Raw genomic sequence first — 15642 nt, forward strand, 5'->3', positions numbered from 1 at the left:
GAAGGTGTTCGTGACCGAGCTGAAGAGTGTAGGAATATTCTCGGAGATGTACCGGAGCGCTGGACGTGAGCTCCCCCGACTCTCCGACTCCTACACCACCCGCATCATCGGCGATCGCGAGCAGATCGCGGACTATATGGCGGCCTGCACACCGATTTTCGATGTACTCGAAGATGTTGTCGACCTCGTCGAAGGGCGTGAATGGATCCGAAGCGGACCGACGCTCATATCGGATGGCGCTTGGATCTGGCGTCTCGACTCGATCCACTACCTACGCCACTACTCGCTCGATATTCCGCAAGAATTTCTCGAGCACGTCCGCAATCGAGAATACCGGCCCGCCACCGATGTCGACGCGTCAGCGCCCGCATTCGACGATGCGATATCCGCCTACTTCTGAATCGAGCGATCATGACCGATCAACCGTGGCAACAGTCGGCAAGCCCCGAGGAACAACGCACGATCGATGAAAAAATCGCGGCACGTATGGGCATCACCGTCGAGCAGCTTCATGAACTCGACCGCCAGGTCGCGGCCGATGTCCGCGCCCGCGATGCGGTGCCTGCGGACGAACGGGTTACAGACAGCAATCCCAAATTTACGAAGGGTTTCGGCCCCGATACTTCCGAGAACACTATACGCCCCGGGGAGATTCGCGAGTACTACCGAAAATCGGACGCCGACGACGGCGGCGGCGCGGGCACGGACCGCACCTGAGACCTAAAGCACTGCGAGAGGAATGACAGAACGATGAACGACCCGTCCTGGCCGGCGGAGCCGTGGAATGTGTATCCGGCGGCTGCGGCATCCCACCAGCAGCAGGGTCCTTACGAGCCTCCGCTGCCGCCGGCGAATCTCAGCCCGCCCGCTGGGCCCCCAGGACAATACGGTCCCCCGGGCGGCCCTGGCGTGCCGACGGCACCTCGAGCGACATACGAGGGCTGGACCCGCCAGCCCGTCCTGTATCTGCCTGTCATGCGACGAGGCGAATTCATGGGTTGCCTCTGGGCATCGGTGACACACAACTCCGCTGGCTTTATTCGCAAGATGTCGGGGGGCGATCCATTGTCCGATCCATCGTGGACCGCAATCGACACGTGGGCAGACCGCTTGGCCGCCGCATACGCAGACCGGCTCCCAGCCCAGCAGGCCGTGCAGCAGTGGATCGGCGCACCGGAACATCCCGAGGGCGGCGGAATCCCCGCCGACACCCACGCCCAACAAGCCGAAAGCCTCTCCGCCCTATACGAATTGGTGAATCCGGGCGGCCCACCCCCGCCGAATCCGCTGGTGCAGGACGGTATGTACCCCGACGGCACCCCGGTCGACCGCTCGCAAGGCTGGGGACCACTCGTCAGCGCACCGTTACGCCGCTACGCGACCAGCACATCCAGCGCTGTCCGCTATCTTCCGATAGTCAAAGAAGGTCGGCACATCGGCTATCTCTGGGCCGCGGTCGACAATGACGCTGCCGACTACCTTCCCCTTCACTCCGCAGGCAAGACAGCGCAAGTCGCAGCCGGTCTCTGGCAGTTGCGACTGAGCCAGGGGTACAAGCAACAGCTCCCGCCACTGCAAGTCTTGCAGGACAGCCGGCACCATCCTGAGGACCGCCTCTCGGGAATGATCCAGCCGGATGCTGTAGAAGGCGAACTGCCATCGCTGGAACAACTGCGGGCACTCGCCCAGCAATAAACAGCTGCCAGTTGATCGGTGTCCGAACCCAATGAACTCGCAGACCATTCAGCGACAGCCGCTCCGCGTGCGTCGAACGTGGAGCAGTTCGGTAACCCCCATGCAAATAAACGCGGATGACGACAGACTCACCGAAGGACCGTTCGGGGAAGTTTTTTATGACGGCGTACCCTTCACCGGCGAAATTGTCACAACCGGTGCCGACGGCCGAATTCTGGCATCGACTCTCTATCGAGACGGTAAGGAAGACGGTCCCGAAAGCGAATGGTATCCGAGTGGTACGCCGAAAGTTCAGGGCTCGTTTCAGCACGGCGAACCGATCGGGCATTGGAAAGAGTGGTATCCGAACGGCGAGCTGGCGCAACACACATACTTCGAATCGCCAGGGACAGTTACATGGCGAAAACGCCGGCCGACAATCTGGCAGAACGAGGTCCTACGAGAAATACGTGCGCATCACCGAGATTCTCCCGACGCTTCTGCCACTGACGAATCACCCTCCTAGACGGGACCCATCGCAGTGAACTCCTGGGACGACACCAGCTACAACTGGGGCCCCCTCCCGCCGCCGGGGACGCCCGAATATCCGGAACCGAAACCGCAGCGCGATCCGCTCGAAGGGCGATACGAGCCCTGGACTCGTAAGCCCTTGTTCTACTGGCCGATCCTGAGCCGCGGTGAGTTCGTCGGTCACATCTGGGCGTCGCAGCACCACAACTCCGCCGGACAGGTTCGCATCTTGAGTCGTAACGACTTCTCTTGGATGGACGTCTGGCGGGAGCGGCTCGACACCGCCTGCAAGCAGGGTTTACGTCCCGTCGATGCTGTACAGCGCTGGGTCGGTGCGCCCGAAGATCCCATCGGCGGCTACATCCCCGCCGACGCACCTGTCCTCGACGCGCCGAATCTCGACACTCTGTACCAACGCACCAACCCTGGCGGCCCTGCGGCGCCTGGCCCTCTCATTCAAGACGGCGAATTCCCTGACGGCACACCAGTGAATCGCGCGCAGGGCTGGGGACCACTCGTCTCCACACCCATTACCACCTACCCCTCCACCACCGACTCACCGATTCGGTATTTGCCGATTGTCAAGAGCGGCAACCTCATTGCCTACCTGTGGGCGTCGACCGCCAACGACGCGGCCGGCTACCTGCCCCGCGCGGCAGCGGGCAGAACCGCACAAATCGCCGCCGGCCTCTGGAAACTTCGCATCACCGAGGGCTACGAACAGAACGTTCCACCGCTCGAAATCCTCAACAGATGTCGCAGCTTCCCCGAAGACCACATGTCGGGCATGATCCAACCCCACATGCCGGACGCGGAGCTTGCCACGCTGCAACAGCTCGTAAATCTCGCACAGCAGTAGCGGATTCATCGACGATAGGACGAACGATCATTTCCGAACGCTGTAGAAGACGAACTTCCGTCGCTCGGACCCCTGAAGGTGCTTGCCCAGCGATACCACAGCGATCGGCGAGGCGTAGCGGAACGGTGAGGATTGCCACGTTGTTCGGGGCGTTCGATTCCGAAGACATGCCCGCGCCGGCCCACGAGCGTCATTCGTTGGATGACGCCGAACGTGAGGCTGTCCTGCGATTCCTCTCAGGTGGGACGATCGCGGCGCGAACGAGCGGACGCACGATCGACAGGATCGACGCGTCGAGAGGAAAGGTGGTCCCTGTCTCCTTCGCAACCGACGGCACATGGATGTGGTCGCGCGCAGTCGCGTACTACCTGCGAGAGCACAATGTCGTTCCGGAACCTGCATTCCTGGCACACATCCGAGAATGTGGTTATACAGCCTCACAGCCGGGGCAGGCCGAGCTGTCGGTCGCTGTGCGAATGCTCCGATCCGCGGAGAGGGACAACGATCTGTGACCGACTCGTTCCGGTAATGGCGGACGGAAGTCTGCCGGTTCAGACCAGCCAGCTCTTGCGGCGGTAGTAGGCGTCGTCCTCGTCTTCGTCGTCGATCGGGGCGACGGCCTGGTTGGCTTTGCGGGCGGCCGCGGCGCGGGCTATCGCTTCGCGTTGCTCACGGGCCTCTTCCTCTTGGCGCTCGCGTTCCTCGGCTTCGGCGGCGGCCAGACGTTCGGCTTCGACGATGCCTCGGTCGATCTCCGCAGCTAGATGCGCGCCATTGGCGGCGAGGCGGCGTTGGGCTTCCTCGAAATCCTCGTTGTGGTTGCGCAGCCAACGGTTGTGTTCGTACATCACCTCTTCGAGGTGGCGGGCGAGGTCCATCTCAATTCTCCCGGGTGGTCAGCGGCGGACGACTCAGAGTGGGCCTGCCTCGGCCAGTTCCGCGCCCGAGCCGTTGGGATCGGGCGGCGGGCCCTGCGGCGGGACGGCCGGTGGCTTGTGATCGGTCTCGGAATCACGACGAGGCGGCGGAGGGGTGGTCGGCGGGGTCATCGGATTGGCTTGGCTACCACCGTTTTCACTCGACTGACCACCTCCGGCGGGTGGCTGTTGATCGGTCGGCTTCGGTGGCGGAGGTGCCTGATCATCGCCGCCCGGCTTGCCGACTCCGCTGTCCTGCTTCTGCTGGGTGTCGTCAGGCTTGCGGCCGTCACCGGTTTGTTGCCCCTCGCCGGGCGGCTGACCATCACCTCCGGGCTTCCCCGCGTCCCCCTCCGCACCCGGCTTCGTGTCCTCGGTGTTGATCACCGGGTTGCCGTGCTCGTCCAACTTCATGCTGTAGGTCTTCTCGTCGCCCGAACTGTCGGACATCATGACCTTCAGCTCACCGTTCGGACCCATCTCGAACTTCAGATGCCTTCCGGCGATATCGAATTCGGCATTCGGTGTACCGTCTGCGGCACCCTTCGCGTCGTGCGGCTGCAGCAGCGACTGCACTTGCTGCAGGGCACCGTCGAACCCCTGCTGGATCGCGGTGGACAACGCCGTCGCTCCCTGGGTCAGCGACTGCCCGAGCGTGCTGACCACCGGAGAGAGCTGGGACGCGATCTGACTGATCTGCGCGAGTCCATCGAGGCCGGAGGTGACCGTCGGAGAAACCGACGACGGGACGGTATTCCCTGGCGTCGATTGATTACTGGGAACCGAATTAGCGGGAGCTGGGCCCGGATTGGCGGGTGCCGGACCAGGGTTGCTCGGAGTAGGCCCTGGGTTGCTCGGCTGCGGAGTCCCAGCCGGCATCGGATACGCCGACACATCCAGCCTGTCGAGCGCATCCGATATGCCGCCGTAGAGCTGCTCGATCGTCGTTTTCGTTCGGGCACAGAGGTCGTTGAAGGACCGGACGATGTCCTCCACCCCTGGCACGAAAACCGTGCGAAGCCAGTCCGTGGCCGTGGGCCCGTACTGCTTGGCAGTCTGCATCGACACCATGGGGCCATAAGCACCAGGGTTCTTGTACTCGGCCGCCACCATGATCATCCAGTCGATTTTCTGGCGTCCGGCGGAACCATCGAAATCCGGACCGTCGTCTTTCCAATACTTTTTGACGGCCTCCGCCTTGCCCAGGACCGCATTCCGCAGCGACGCGGGCGCTAACGCCAAACCCAACGACACCTGCTTGACCTGGTCGTAATCCGTCTGCGCACGCCGCACCTGCTGATCGAGCAGAGTACGGGCTTCATCGCCCGCGGTACCTTGCCAGACGGATGGCAAGGCACCGAGCTGCGTCTTCTGGAGTTCCAGTTCGGTATTGGCCTCGCCGACCACCCGGCTGAGATCCTGCGCGACACCGTCCAGGGCGGCTAGATCCATGCCCCGCTCGGTATCGTATTTGGCACACAAGGATTCGTAGGACGGCATCTCCGCTCGGCCGAATCCGAGAAGCTTATTGACCTGCGCGTACCGGGGCAGATATTCCTGGAAGAACATCAGCCCGGTGCAACCTTCGTCCAGGATCTTGTCCGCGGAGGCGTCGGTGGAAACGTTGAGAGTCACCAGGATTCACCACCGCGGGTGCACTGTGCTCGACATCGGGGCCACATCAGACGCGCGCCGCGGCGGGCGTTGTCGGGTTCAGATTCACGCCCGTCGCGTTGAACTTCTCGACGTTGGAGTCGTCGACCGTCGAGTAGGTGTTCGCGCTGGTACTCATCGTCTCCCCCATCTTCGCGATCGCCGTTTGCCAATTCTTCAACCACGTGGTCAGGTGTCCCAGCGAGTGGTTGATCTTGACGCCGTCGGCAGTGTAGTCACGGCCGGCCTGCGGACCTCCGAAGGTGTGCGAGGTCAACTCCGTGGTCTTGTTGTCGAGAACACCCGCGGAGCCCTTGAGATTCGTCGCCATCCGCTGAAGCGACACGACGTCCACCTTGACGTGGCCACCCGAAGCCATCGCTCAGTTCCCCTCCCTCGCTGATCTGCGGCCGACGCCACAGCCTTCCCGTACTCTCTTCGACGCGCACGGACCGCGACCGGTTCCCTTTTCGTACCGACCATCGCGTCCGGATGCGCACCCAGCGAATCTACTTGCCGGGCCGTCGGTCGAAAACCGAAGGCACGCCGCTCACTTGCCCATCTTGCCCTTGTCCACCTGGACCCACTCGGTGCGGCCGTCGGGGTAATGGTGGAATTCCCAGGCGGAGTAGTCGCCGCCGTCATCGACGATGCTGACGTGGTCGGCGTAGCCGTCGTGGTCCATATCGGACCAGACTTCCATCGAGTGGTCGCTGTGGAAGGTTTCGGTGTCCAGGATGCCGTCGGCGTCGATGTCCTGGGACGGGTGGTTCAGCTCCACGGCGCCGATGCCGCCGAGGTCGGAGTGTGCGTCGACTTCCGGCAGGTCCAGGCCCGGCAGATCGCCCGAATGGATCATGTATGTGCTCCTCGAGGGACGTGCGGGAATTTCCTCCATCCTGGCATCCGGAAGTGGTGTGGCGCATCCCCGGTCCGGCATGTTGTGGATAACTTACCGGCGCCGAGGTGGGCCAAAGGTTTGCCTGTGGATAACTATCGGTCTGCCGCGCCGGGCTACTGCTTCGGGATGATGAGCCACAGCACCAGGTAGACGATGAACTGCGGGCCCGGCAGCAGGCAGGAGAGGACGAACAGCAGGCGGATGACATTGGCGTTCCAGCCGAAGTATTCGGCGAGGCCACCGCAGACGCCGCCGATCCACTTGTCGGAGGTCGATCGGGTGAGGCGGCGGGTGGGGGCGGTCATGACGCTCTCCTTCTGTCACGGTCGTGCGTGGTGATTCCACTGTGCTGTGCGGGCACCCCGGCGCGCATCGGGCGCGAGACCCATCCCGACCCTGATTTCCACGGCCCGGGCTCAGGGTGATACCCCGAACCCGGCAGACTCGTGGGCGTGAGTACGACTCTGCATGCGCACGGCCTCTCGGCGGGGCACGGAGACCGGGTGCTGTTCGAGGACCTGGATCTGGTGCTGGCGCCCGGCGATGTGATCGGTCTGGTGGGGGTGAACGGCGCGGGTAAGTCGACGCTGTTGCGGATGCTGGCCGACCGTACGCCGCAGACGGGGTGGATCACGCTGAGCCCGCCCGATGCGACGATCGGCTACCTCGCGCAGGAACCGGAACGCCTGGCCGACGAGACGGTGGCCGGATTCCTGGCCCGCCGGACCGGAGTCGCGGCGGCGCAGCGCACGATGGACGCCGCGGCCGAACGGCTGGCGACCGACGATACCGCCGCCGAGGAGTATTCGGCCGCCCTGGAACGCTGGCTCGCCCTGGGCGGCGCCGACCTGGAACCGCGCGCCGACCAGGTGGCCGCCGAACTGGGCCTCACCGAAAGTTTGCCGCAAGGCCTCGACACACCCATGACCGCGCTGTCGGGTGGGCAGGCGGCGCGGGCCGGGCTGGCTTCGGTCCTGTTGTCGCGCTTCGACATTCTGCTGCTGGACGAGCCGACGAACGATCTCGACCTGGACGGTCTGGCCCGGCTGGAGAATTTCGTGACCGGGGTGCGGACGCCGTTGATGGTGATCAGTCACGATCGCGAATTCCTGGCACGCACCGTCAACCGGATCGTCGAACTCGATCTCGCCCAGCAGCAGGTCGGCAGTTACGACGGCGGCTACGACTCGTATCTGGCCGAACGCGAGATCGCTCGCCGGCACGCGCGGGAGGCCTTCGAGGACTACGCCGATACCAAGGCCGGGCTGGAAGCGCGGCAGGTGATGCAACGGAACTGGCTCGAGCACGGCGTGCGCAATGCGCGCCGTAAGGCTCGCGATCCGCGAAAGGTGGATTCCGACAAGGCCGGTCGCAAGATGCGGGCCGAATCCACCGAGAAGCAGGCGTCGAAGGTGCGCCAGACCCAGCGCCGCATCGAACGGCTGGAGGTGGTGGAGGAGCCGCGCAAGGAGTGGGAGTTGCGGATGTCGATCGCCTCCGCCCCGCGCAGTGGGTCGGTGGTGGCGACGCTGTCCGATGCCGTCGTGTCGCGCGGCGAGTTCGTCCTCGGTCCGGTTACCACCCAGGTCGATTGGGGTGACCGGATCGTCCTCACCGGTCCCAACGGGTCGGGTAAATCCACGCTGCTGGCGCTGCTGCTGGGCAAGGTGGCGCCGGACGCCGGAACCGCCTCGCTGGGTTCGGGGGTGGCGATCGGCGAGGTCGATCAGGTACGCGGACTGTTTCGTGGCACGGCCTCGCTGGCCGACACGTTCGGCGCCGAGGTACCCGACTGGCCGGAGGCGGAGATCCGCACGCTGCTGGCCAAATTCGGGCTGCGCGGGGCTCATGTGCTGCGCGCCAACGACACCCTGTCGCCGGGTGAGCGCACGCGCGCCGCGCTGGCGCTGTTGCAGGCACGCGGGGTCAACCTGCTGGTACTCGACGAACCGACCAACCATCTCGATCTGCCCGCGATCGAGCAGTTGGAGCAAGCCGTCGAATCCTTCGACGGCACACTGCTGTTGGTCACCCACGATCGGCGCATGCTCGATACCGTGCGGGCGACCCGGCGCTGGCACATGTCCGCCGGACAACTGACCGAAAACCGTTGAATCAGAACGTGCTCGGCGTAGTGATCGCGATGCCTCACGCGACCGCCCAGGAGACCCGGATGGAACAGATACAACTCGGTGTGGACACCCGGATCACGCTCCTGATCGCCGGCCTTCTCTTCGTCTGGGCACTGCTGCTGGGCGTGTGGAAGTACCACGGGATGCGCACCTCAGCGGAGGGACATGCGCATCCCTACGTCGATATCGCACACCGCGCGGCCCTGATGTACAGCTTCGCGGCGCTGCTGCTCGCGGTCTTCGTGGAACTGTCGGACTGGGCGACGGCGGTGAATCTCGTTGCGGCTCTGATCGTCCTCGGCTTCTTCGCCGGTGCCATCGCCTCCTACTGCCTGCACGGTCTGCGGCGGGATACGACCAATCAATTCCGCGGCGACATCGGACTGCCGCTGCGGGCGGCCATGTACGCGCTGATCGTCTGTGAGATCGGCGGCTTCCTCGTGCCGTTCACCGGGTTCGTGCACGCCCGGTTCTGAATCCGGATGTGGTTCAGCCCGCTGCGATGCCGGTGATCAGCGTGCGTCCCGACTCCGCTCGGGTGCTGATGATCTGGGTGAACGCATGCGGCTGTTCGTCCGGCTTCTGCTGGGTTAGGCGGACCTCCCACTGCCCCTCGTCGCCGGTGCGGGTGATCTGCACGCAGTAGCGGGTGCCAACCGGCACCTGATTGATGCCGCGCTGGATCTGGTCGGCCGGCGGCACCGACGAGTCGTCGGCGACGACCGCGCGGGCGGCGTACCCCGAACGCTGCACGTAGTACGCCCGCTCGAAGGCCAGGATGGCGTCCGGACCACTCGCGGTGCCTCCGGGGTCGGTCCCGGAGACCACTTCCGCGGTGCGCTGCTGCTCGCAGCCATCGGTGGCGATCGTCGAGGTCGCCGCGGCCGTGGTCGTCGGCTGCGGTGGGGTCGCACTCACCGAGGTGGGCACCGGTACCGCCGCGATCATCGGCGGTTTGGTCGCGACCGGCTGGGACCGCTTCCCGGTATGGATGACGGTCAACACCACCGAGACGACGACGATGCCGACACCAATCAACGTGATTGCGGCCAGCAGCTTTTCACCGCGACGGTGGTCTCGGCGCGGGCCGGCCTGGCGTGGGCGCGGACGCCGCAGTGCGGGACCTGGGTTACCGCCCGAGCGGTCGACGATATGCGGAACCAACGTCGACTTGTCGACCAGATCCGGATCGGTCAGCGGTCCCCCGACCGGGATGCGGCGCGGCTCCGGTTCCACCTCCGGCTCGGGCTCGGGCGTGCGCTGCGCGGGTTCCAGCCACCGCTCCCACTCCCCCGACGGATAGGCCGCCGACTCCGGGACGGGCGGGGCCGGCGGCACGGCGACGGCGCCGTGATAGGCCGCCGCGGCCGGGCGATTCGGATTTCGCCGGCCCGACCGCCGCTTGCGGCCCTGCTTACCGACGGGAGTCCGGACCATCGGCAAGCCGAGGTCGAACGGGTTGTCCTGCTGCGGGTCCGGCTCAGACCGTGTCATCGCCGAAGTCGCCGATCACGGCGGCGGGAACCGTTGTCTCGGCCGCCGGCACGGTGACACCGAGCTGGCCGTCGCGAGGTTTGTGTTCCTGTCCACTGCCGGCCGGCGGCGGCAAGGCCATACCTCCGGCCACCCCGCCCGGATGTGCCGGCTCCGGCGCGGGTGCGGGTGCGGGGACGGGTGCCGGTGGCTTCGGCATCGGCGGCGGGTCGGCAGGTGGCGGCAGGATGGACGACGGTGACGGGGGCGGCGGATCGGATTTGTCGGCCGGGGTCTTGTCGGCCGGAGCCTTGTCGGGTGCGGGTGCGCCCGGAATGATCGAGCCCGGTCCCGCCGTTCCAGGAGCCGTCTTGCCGGGGCCGAAGTCGAACAGCTTCGCCGAATCTCCGGAATTCCCCGCCGGATTGGTCTTGTCACCGGTGGTGTGGTCCGGATTGATCAGCTGCGGTATCGCCTGGTCGACCGAGGAGGCCACCGTGTCGATGGTGTGCGTACCGACCTCGGCGATCTTGTCGATCAGGTGGGTACCGATATCCACACCGGCATTGATGGCCGAGGTGCCGACCTGCACACCGGCCTGCACGAGCAGCTGCTGTAGTTGCAGCTGCGCCAGCTGCGCCGGATCGATCGGCTGACCGGGCGCCGTCCCGTATTGTGCTGGGACCGTGCCGTATTGGCCGGGAACCGCACCGTAGGCGCTGGGCAGGACCGTAGCGGGCGTATCTCCCCACGACTGCGAGGAGTTGAGCCCGGCCGGCGTGGTGACCGTGAGCGGCCCCATCTCGTCCAATCGGCGCGAGTGATCGTCCATTTCGGTGCGTGCGGAGGTGACGGTGGTGATCGCGTCGCGCAGCGCCTGGGTGGCCCGATTAATCACCGCATCGGTATCCGGCGCGGCGGTGGCGTTACCGAGGATGGTTCGAGCGTCGCGCCGGAAATCGGCGATGATCCGGTCCATCCGGCCGGCCGCCCGCGCACTGGTCGCGTGGGCGTCGGCCAGGACACCCAGGTAGGCCGGGCCCCGGTCGGAGATGTCACCGATCTGAGTTTGGGTGGTGCGCAATGCCGGAACGGCCGCGTCGGAGCCCGGACCCGTCCAGGTGGATTCCAGCGCGTGGACGCCCTCGCGGTGTGGTCCCTCGGTGTCGGCGGCCTGGGTGGACGCACTGGACAGAGCGCCGGTGATGGTCGCGGCGGGCGTCGCGACGCCGGTACCCAGTGAGGCACGCAGGTCCAGCAGCGGCCGGACCAGGGTCGCGACGATCGGCGGATCCACGGACGGATCGGATGTCGTTGCGGGCGTGCTGGTGTCGTTACGCGCGGCGGTGGGCCGGCGACGCAATGCGGTCGGCCGCCTCATGACCGCGACTCCGTCCGGGTGATCGCGACGGCCGAATCCTCGTCGGTGCCCTGCACACCCGCGGTATAGGTGTTCAGCCCACGCCCGTAGGCCGAGACCAGTTTGCCCGCGGTGGACAGCGCCTGCGCGTGTTCGGAGACCGCGGCCGCGAATTTGGCGGCGAAGTCCGCTCCCACCAGCCCCAGGTCGGTGGCCAGCTGCTGTGGGTCGACAGCGCCGGCCGTCACGGACGCCGCCGAAGCCAGCTGTTGGGAAACGGTATTCGCGATGGCCGTATAGGCCGCCATCGCCGCGGGATCGACCCGCAGCACCGTATCCGGAGCGGATGCGGTGGCGGTCGGCGGCGGGGCCGAATTCGCGGCGTCGTCGAGCGTCGGAGACTTGTCAAGCTTCAGCGGGTCCACTGTTCCCCCTCACGGAAATCAAGCTTCGCTGTCGCGTCATGATCTGCGTCCAACCATACTTCCCGGAGCCGACAGTCGCGCCCCGATCTCGGGGACTGTCGGCGCGCCGACGACCTTCACACGCCCCCTCCAGGATCCGCCGCCGCCCGCCGACATTCGCGATGACCAGCCGATATTCGGACGATGATGCGCGGACGCCGCCGTCGTGGCCGCGCGCCCGCCGCTCGGTCAACGGCCTATACAGCCGCACCCCTACGCGGCGTACGCACCCCGTTCATCGCGCCGCTCGCCGTGCCCGCGGGCTCAGACCGCGGCCACACACTTGGCGAGATCGTCGGCGAGTTGTTTGGCGCGATGCGAATCGGTCGCCTCGACCATGACCCGGATCAGCTGTTCGGTCCCGCTCGGGCGCAACAGGATTCGGCCGTTGTCGCCGAGGGTGCGCTCGGCCTCGGCCACCGCCTCGCGAACCTCCGGCGCGGCGGCGACCGCGGCTTTGTCGGCGACCGGGACATTGACCAGAACCTGCGGCACGGTCGTCATGACGCTCGCCAGATCGCCCAGGCCGCGACCGGTTTCGACCATCCGGGCCATCAGTTTCAGACCCGTCAGCAGCCCGTCGCCCGTGGTGCCGTATCGCGGGAAGACCAGATGTCCGGACTGCTCACCGCCCAGGCTGTAGCCACCGCGGCGCAACTCCTCCAGTACGTAACGATCGCCGACCGCCGTGGTGCGCACGGTGATTCCCGCATCGCGGAGCGCGATGTGCAGACCCAGATTGCTCATCACGGTCGCTACCAGGGTGTCCTGCACCAGCTCGCCCGATTCGTGCATCGCCAGGGCGAGGATCGCCATGATCGCGTCGCCGTCGACCACGGAACCGGAACCGTCCACCGCCAGGCAGCGATCGGCGTCGCCGTCGTGGGCCAGGCCAAGATCGGCGCCGTGTTCGAGCACCGCGCGCTGAATATGCTCGAGATGCGTGGACCCGCACCGTTCGTTGATGTTGAGCCCGTTCGGCTCGGCGTTGATCGCGACCACGCGCGCGCCCGCCTCGCGGTACGCGGCCGGGCCGACGTCGGAGGCCGCGCCGTGCGCACAGTCGACGACCACGGTGACGCCGGACAGATCGCGACCGGTGGCCTCCACCAGATGTTCGACGTAGCGCTCGTGGGTGCCGGCCAGGCTGTAATGGTCCTCGACATGACCGTCGACGCCGGAGAGGCTGAGCACCCGCCCGATACCGGCACCGGTCGGACGCACGAAACTCTTCGCGCGGACCAGTTCCTCGATCTTGTCCTCGACGGTGTCGTCGAGTTTGTGACCGCCCGCGGCGAAGATCTTGATGCCGTTGTCGGGCATGGCGTTGTGCGAGGCGGAGATCATCACGCCCAGGCAGGCGTCATAGGCGGCGGTCAGATACGCCACCGCCGGAGTCGGCAGGACCCCGACCGAGAGCACACTCATCCCGGCGGCGGTCAGACCGGCGGTCACCGCGGCCTCCAGCATCTCGCCGCTGGCGCGCGGATCGCGGCCGACCACCGCCACCGCGCGCGATCTGCCCCGGCCCAGCACCTGGGCCGCGGCCGCCGAAATCTGCAGTGCCAATTCCGGACTCAGCGAGTCGTTGGCAAGGCCGCGGACTCCGTCGGTACCGAACAAACGCCCCATCTATCTCGCCCCTCGAGTTGAATTGCGGTGGGCGCGGAGACCCTGCGTCGCGGACGCAGGCTGCCCGCCCCGGCCTACCGTCGATCGATACAGCACGAGAGCAGGCGCCCGGGAGTGGGCGCCTGCTCTCGTACGGGGTCGCGTCGGCCGTGCTCCCACCGGCACACCGTGCGGGTGCGGGTGGGAGCGGCCGCGCGCTGCAAGATCAGCGCTTCGAGTACTGCGGAGCCTTGCGGGCCTTCTTGAGGCCGTACTTCTTACGCTCGGTGGCACGCGGGTCACGCGTCAGGAAGCCGGCCCGCTTCAGGGCGGGACGGTCGTCCGGGGTGACCTCGATCAGCGCGCGGGCGATGGCGAGGCGCAGCGCGCCGGCCTGACCCGACGGGCCGCCGCCGACCAGGCGGGCGTGCACATCGAAGGCTTCGGTGCGCTCGACGGTGACCAGCGGGGACTTCACCAGCTGCTGGTGCACCTTGTTCGGGAAGTAGTCCTCGATGGTGCGGCCGTTGAGCACGAACTGGCCGGAACCCGGGACCAGGCGAACCCGGACCACGGCCTCCTTGCGGCGGCCGACGGTCTGCACCGGGCGGTCGATCACGACCGGCGCGGCGAAGCCCTCGGACTCGGTGTACTCGGCGTCGTAGCCGGCACCCTCGTCGACGACCTCCGCGGCGGCGTCTTCGACGTATTCCTCGTTGAATTCCTCAGGAGCGGTCACTGGGCCACCTGCTTGATCTCGAACGGAACGGGCTGCTGGGCCGCGTGCGGATGCGACGCGCCACCGTAGACCTTCAACTTGCGCGCGATCTGGTTGCCCAGCTTGTTCTTCGGGATCATGCCCTTGACGGCACGCTCCACCACGCGCTCCGGTCGGGTGTCGAGCAGCTGCCCGACAGACCGGGACTTCAGGCCACCGGGGTGCCCGGAGTGGGTGTAGAGGAGCTTGTCCTCACGCTTGTTGCCGGAGACGGCAACCTTGTCGGCGTTGATGATGATGACGAAGTCGCCACCATCGACGTTGGGGGCGTAGGTCGGCTTGTTCTTGCCACGCAGCAGATTCGCTGCCTGCACGGCAAGGCGGCCGAGCACTACGTCAGTGGCGTCGATGACGTACCACTGCCGGGTCACGTCACCCGCCTTCGGGCTGTACGTAGGCACAGTGCTTCCCTGTCTGTCGTTGATGTTCTGCCAGCCAGGCGAACGGTCGAGTGATCCCGGCGGCCGGTGGAGACCCGGGGCTCGTGTGACGGTACGGACGAATCCGCGACGTACCGCACGCCGAACGACGACGATACCAGGACCGGTTCGGGGTCCCGAAATCGCCTCCGCACTCGTCAGATGTGAATCGGCGGGCCCGAGTCGAACGTACCGGGGACCGTCGGGACGACGTAGTGCAGATTGTCGACCGCCAGATGCGCACAGGGATGGTCGGCGACCGTCCGCATACCCGGCCCCGGGCGCTCGACGGCGTTCGGGGTGACCGAGCAGGCCGGGCTGGGCTCGGGTGCGCGTGACACCTTGTCCACGGCCGGCCACGAGCCGAAATCGGATCCCGCGCCGACGCCACCCAGCGAGCGTGCGTCGAAGGCCGCGGCGCCGTCGGTCCGCGCGTCGGCGGCTCCGGCTGCCGCCGCGGCGGCCGAGCTGTGTTCGGGAAGCTGTCGGGCCATGTGATCCGCCTCACCGTCGGCGTGGATCGCGAGCGCCGCCAGCGCTACCGCCCCCACGATCGTCGGGGCGCCGAACAGATTGTCCTTGACCTTGCTCCACAACTTGCCCTTGTGGGCGTGTTCCTCATCATCCGGTTGTTCCCCGGCCGATGACCGACCACCGGAATCGGTGGTCCGCTGATCATCGACCGGGCCGGCCGGGGGGCGGGTGAACCTGCTTTCCAACTGGCCGGCCCCCCGGGTCATCCGGGTGGTCGGCTCGCCGGTGGGCAGCGGCTGCGGGCTCGATGCGGGCCCGGCGTCGCGCGCCGCGTGCCGGCCCTCGGCGACCCCGTGCGGATTCGGCGGCTCCGGGCGGTGCGGTTCGGCGGGCGGG

18 protein-coding genes and 1 pseudogene are annotated in these 15642 nt (G+C 66.6%); 7 read left to right on the plus strand and 12 right to left on the minus strand.

From position 1 onward, the window contains the following. Positions 1–10: 10 nt before the first annotated feature. From C8258_RS30385 to C8258_RS30405, 5 genes are all read left to right on the plus strand, one after another. Positions 11–400, plus strand: coding sequence for a hypothetical protein (locus tag C8258_RS30385; protein ID WP_146161371.1), 390 nt, complete (start codon positions 11–13; stop codon positions 398–400). Between the two features lie 11 nt (positions 401–411). After that, the gene (locus C8258_RS30390; protein WP_106958065.1) at positions 412–717 is read left to right on the plus strand and encodes a hypothetical protein; all 306 of its coding nucleotides are present in this window, start codon (positions 412–414) and stop codon (positions 715–717) included. Positions 718–1014: 297 nt separating this feature from the next. Then, positions 1015–1695, plus strand: coding sequence for a hypothetical protein (locus C8258_RS32410; protein ID WP_146161372.1), 681 nt, complete (start codon positions 1015–1017; stop codon positions 1693–1695). 100 nt (positions 1696–1795) lie between these two features. Continuing rightward, positions 1796–2200 (plus strand): hypothetical protein, encoded by a 405-nt coding sequence (locus C8258_RS33730; protein WP_158271332.1) that lies wholly within the window; start codon positions 1796–1798, stop codon positions 2198–2200. Positions 2201–2215: 15 nt separating this feature from the next. Next, complete coding sequence (locus tag C8258_RS30405) at positions 2216–3064, plus strand: hypothetical protein (protein ID WP_106958068.1); 849 nt, start codon at positions 2216–2218, stop codon at positions 3062–3064. 551 nt (positions 3065–3615) lie between these two features. Here C8258_RS30405 and C8258_RS30415 read toward each other — a convergent pair. From C8258_RS30415 to C8258_RS30435, 5 genes are all read right to left on the minus strand, one after another. After that, complete coding sequence (locus C8258_RS30415; protein ID WP_039776602.1) at positions 3616–3942, minus strand: hypothetical protein; 327 nt, start codon at positions 3940–3942, stop codon at positions 3616–3618. A 33-nt stretch (positions 3943–3975) separates the two neighbouring features. Next, positions 3976–5616, minus strand: coding sequence for a hypothetical protein (locus tag C8258_RS30420; RefSeq protein WP_106958070.1), 1641 nt, complete (start codon positions 5614–5616; stop codon positions 3976–3978). A gap of 46 nt (positions 5617–5662) precedes the next feature. Beyond that, positions 5663–5980 (minus strand): hypothetical protein, encoded by a 318-nt coding sequence (locus C8258_RS30425; RefSeq protein WP_233225442.1) that lies wholly within the window; start codon positions 5978–5980, stop codon positions 5663–5665. 204 nt (positions 5981–6184) lie between these two features. After that, positions 6185–6493 carry a DUF6802 family protein gene (locus C8258_RS30430; protein ID WP_030513482.1) on the minus strand — a complete coding sequence of 103 codons (309 nt, stop codon included), beginning with the start codon at positions 6491–6493 and terminating at the stop codon, positions 6185–6187. Between the two features lie 155 nt (positions 6494–6648). Further along, complete coding sequence (locus tag C8258_RS30435) at positions 6649–6840, minus strand: PspC domain-containing protein (protein ID WP_039776600.1); 192 nt, start codon at positions 6838–6840, stop codon at positions 6649–6651. A 147-nt stretch (positions 6841–6987) separates the two neighbouring features. Here C8258_RS30435 and C8258_RS30440 point away from each other — a divergent pair, with 147 nt between their 5' ends. Together C8258_RS30440 and C8258_RS30445 are read left to right on the plus strand one after the other, a co-directional pair. After that, complete coding sequence (locus C8258_RS30440) at positions 6988–8649, plus strand: ABC-F family ATP-binding cassette domain-containing protein (protein WP_106958078.1); 1662 nt, start codon at positions 6988–6990, stop codon at positions 8647–8649. Between the two features lie 59 nt (positions 8650–8708). Continuing rightward, complete coding sequence (locus tag C8258_RS30445) at positions 8709–9143, plus strand: hypothetical protein (protein ID WP_106958079.1); 435 nt, start codon at positions 8709–8711, stop codon at positions 9141–9143. A gap of 13 nt (positions 9144–9156) precedes the next feature. Here C8258_RS30445 and C8258_RS30450 read toward each other — a convergent pair whose 3' ends face one another. The 7 genes and pseudogenes from C8258_RS30450 to C8258_RS32730 all read right to left on the minus strand — a co-directional run. Further along, positions 9157–10161, minus strand: a complete 1005-nt coding sequence (locus tag C8258_RS30450; RefSeq protein WP_106958071.1) for a hypothetical protein — start codon at positions 10159–10161, stop codon at positions 9157–9159. Continuing rightward, positions 10148–11521 (minus strand): hypothetical protein, encoded by a 1374-nt coding sequence (locus tag C8258_RS30455; RefSeq protein ID WP_106958072.1) that lies wholly within the window; start codon positions 11519–11521, stop codon positions 10148–10150. The genes C8258_RS30450 and C8258_RS30455 overlap by 14 nt, the downstream gene beginning before the upstream one ends. After that, a complete protein-coding gene (locus C8258_RS30460; protein WP_233225443.1) occupies positions 11518–11925 on the minus strand; it encodes a hypothetical protein in 408 nt (135 codons plus the stop codon). The genes C8258_RS30455 and C8258_RS30460 overlap by 4 nt, the downstream gene beginning before the upstream one ends. 303 nt (positions 11926–12228) lie before the next feature. Continuing rightward, a complete protein-coding gene (gene glmM, locus C8258_RS30465) occupies positions 12229–13596 on the minus strand; it encodes a phosphoglucosamine mutase (RefSeq protein WP_106958073.1) in 1368 nt (455 codons plus the stop codon). Positions 13597–13801: 205 nt separating this feature from the next. After that, a complete protein-coding gene (rpsI, locus tag C8258_RS30470) occupies positions 13802–14314 on the minus strand; it encodes a 30S ribosomal protein S9 (protein ID WP_036498286.1) in 513 nt (170 codons plus the stop codon). After that, positions 14311–14754, minus strand: coding sequence for a 50S ribosomal protein L13 (gene rplM, locus C8258_RS30475; protein ID WP_036498285.1), 444 nt, complete (start codon positions 14752–14754; stop codon positions 14311–14313). The genes rpsI and rplM overlap by 4 nt, the downstream gene beginning before the upstream one ends. Positions 14755–14930: 176 nt before the next feature. After that, positions 14931–15642: pseudogene (locus C8258_RS32730) on the minus strand (hypothetical protein); the annotation flags it as partial.

The organism is Nocardia sp. MDA0666 (genome assembly GCF_003023875.1).
GTDB classification, from domain to species: Bacteria; Actinomycetota; Actinomycetes; order Mycobacteriales; family Mycobacteriaceae; genus Nocardia; species Nocardia aobensis.

Coding starts and splice junctions, on each gene's coding strand:
- C8258_RS30390 (WP_106958065.1), top strand. CDS start 412: ATGACCGATCAACCGTGGCAACAGTCGGCAAGCCCCGAGGAACAACGC.
- C8258_RS33730 (WP_158271332.1), top strand. CDS start 1,796: ATGCAAATAAACGCGGATGACGACAGACTCACCGAAGGACCGTTCGGG.
- C8258_RS30415 (WP_039776602.1), bottom strand. CDS start 3,942: ATGGACCTCGCCCGCCACCTCGAAGAGGTGATGTACGAACACAACCGT.
- C8258_RS30430 (WP_030513482.1), bottom strand. CDS start 6,493: ATGATCCATTCGGGCGATCTGCCGGGCCTGGACCTGCCGGAAGTCGAC.
- C8258_RS30435 (WP_039776600.1), bottom strand. CDS start 6,840: ATGACCGCCCCCACCCGCCGCCTCACCCGATCGACCTCCGACAAGTGG.
- C8258_RS30445 (WP_106958079.1), top strand. CDS start 8,709: ATGGAACAGATACAACTCGGTGTGGACACCCGGATCACGCTCCTGATC.
- C8258_RS30450 (WP_106958071.1), bottom strand. CDS start 10,161: ATGACACGGTCTGAGCCGGACCCGCAGCAGGACAACCCGTTCGACCTC.
- C8258_RS30455 (WP_106958072.1), bottom strand. CDS start 11,521: ATGAGGCGGCCGACCGCATTGCGTCGCCGGCCCACCGCCGCGCGTAAC.
- glmM (WP_106958073.1), bottom strand. CDS start 13,596: ATGGGGCGTTTGTTCGGTACCGACGGAGTCCGCGGCCTTGCCAACGAC.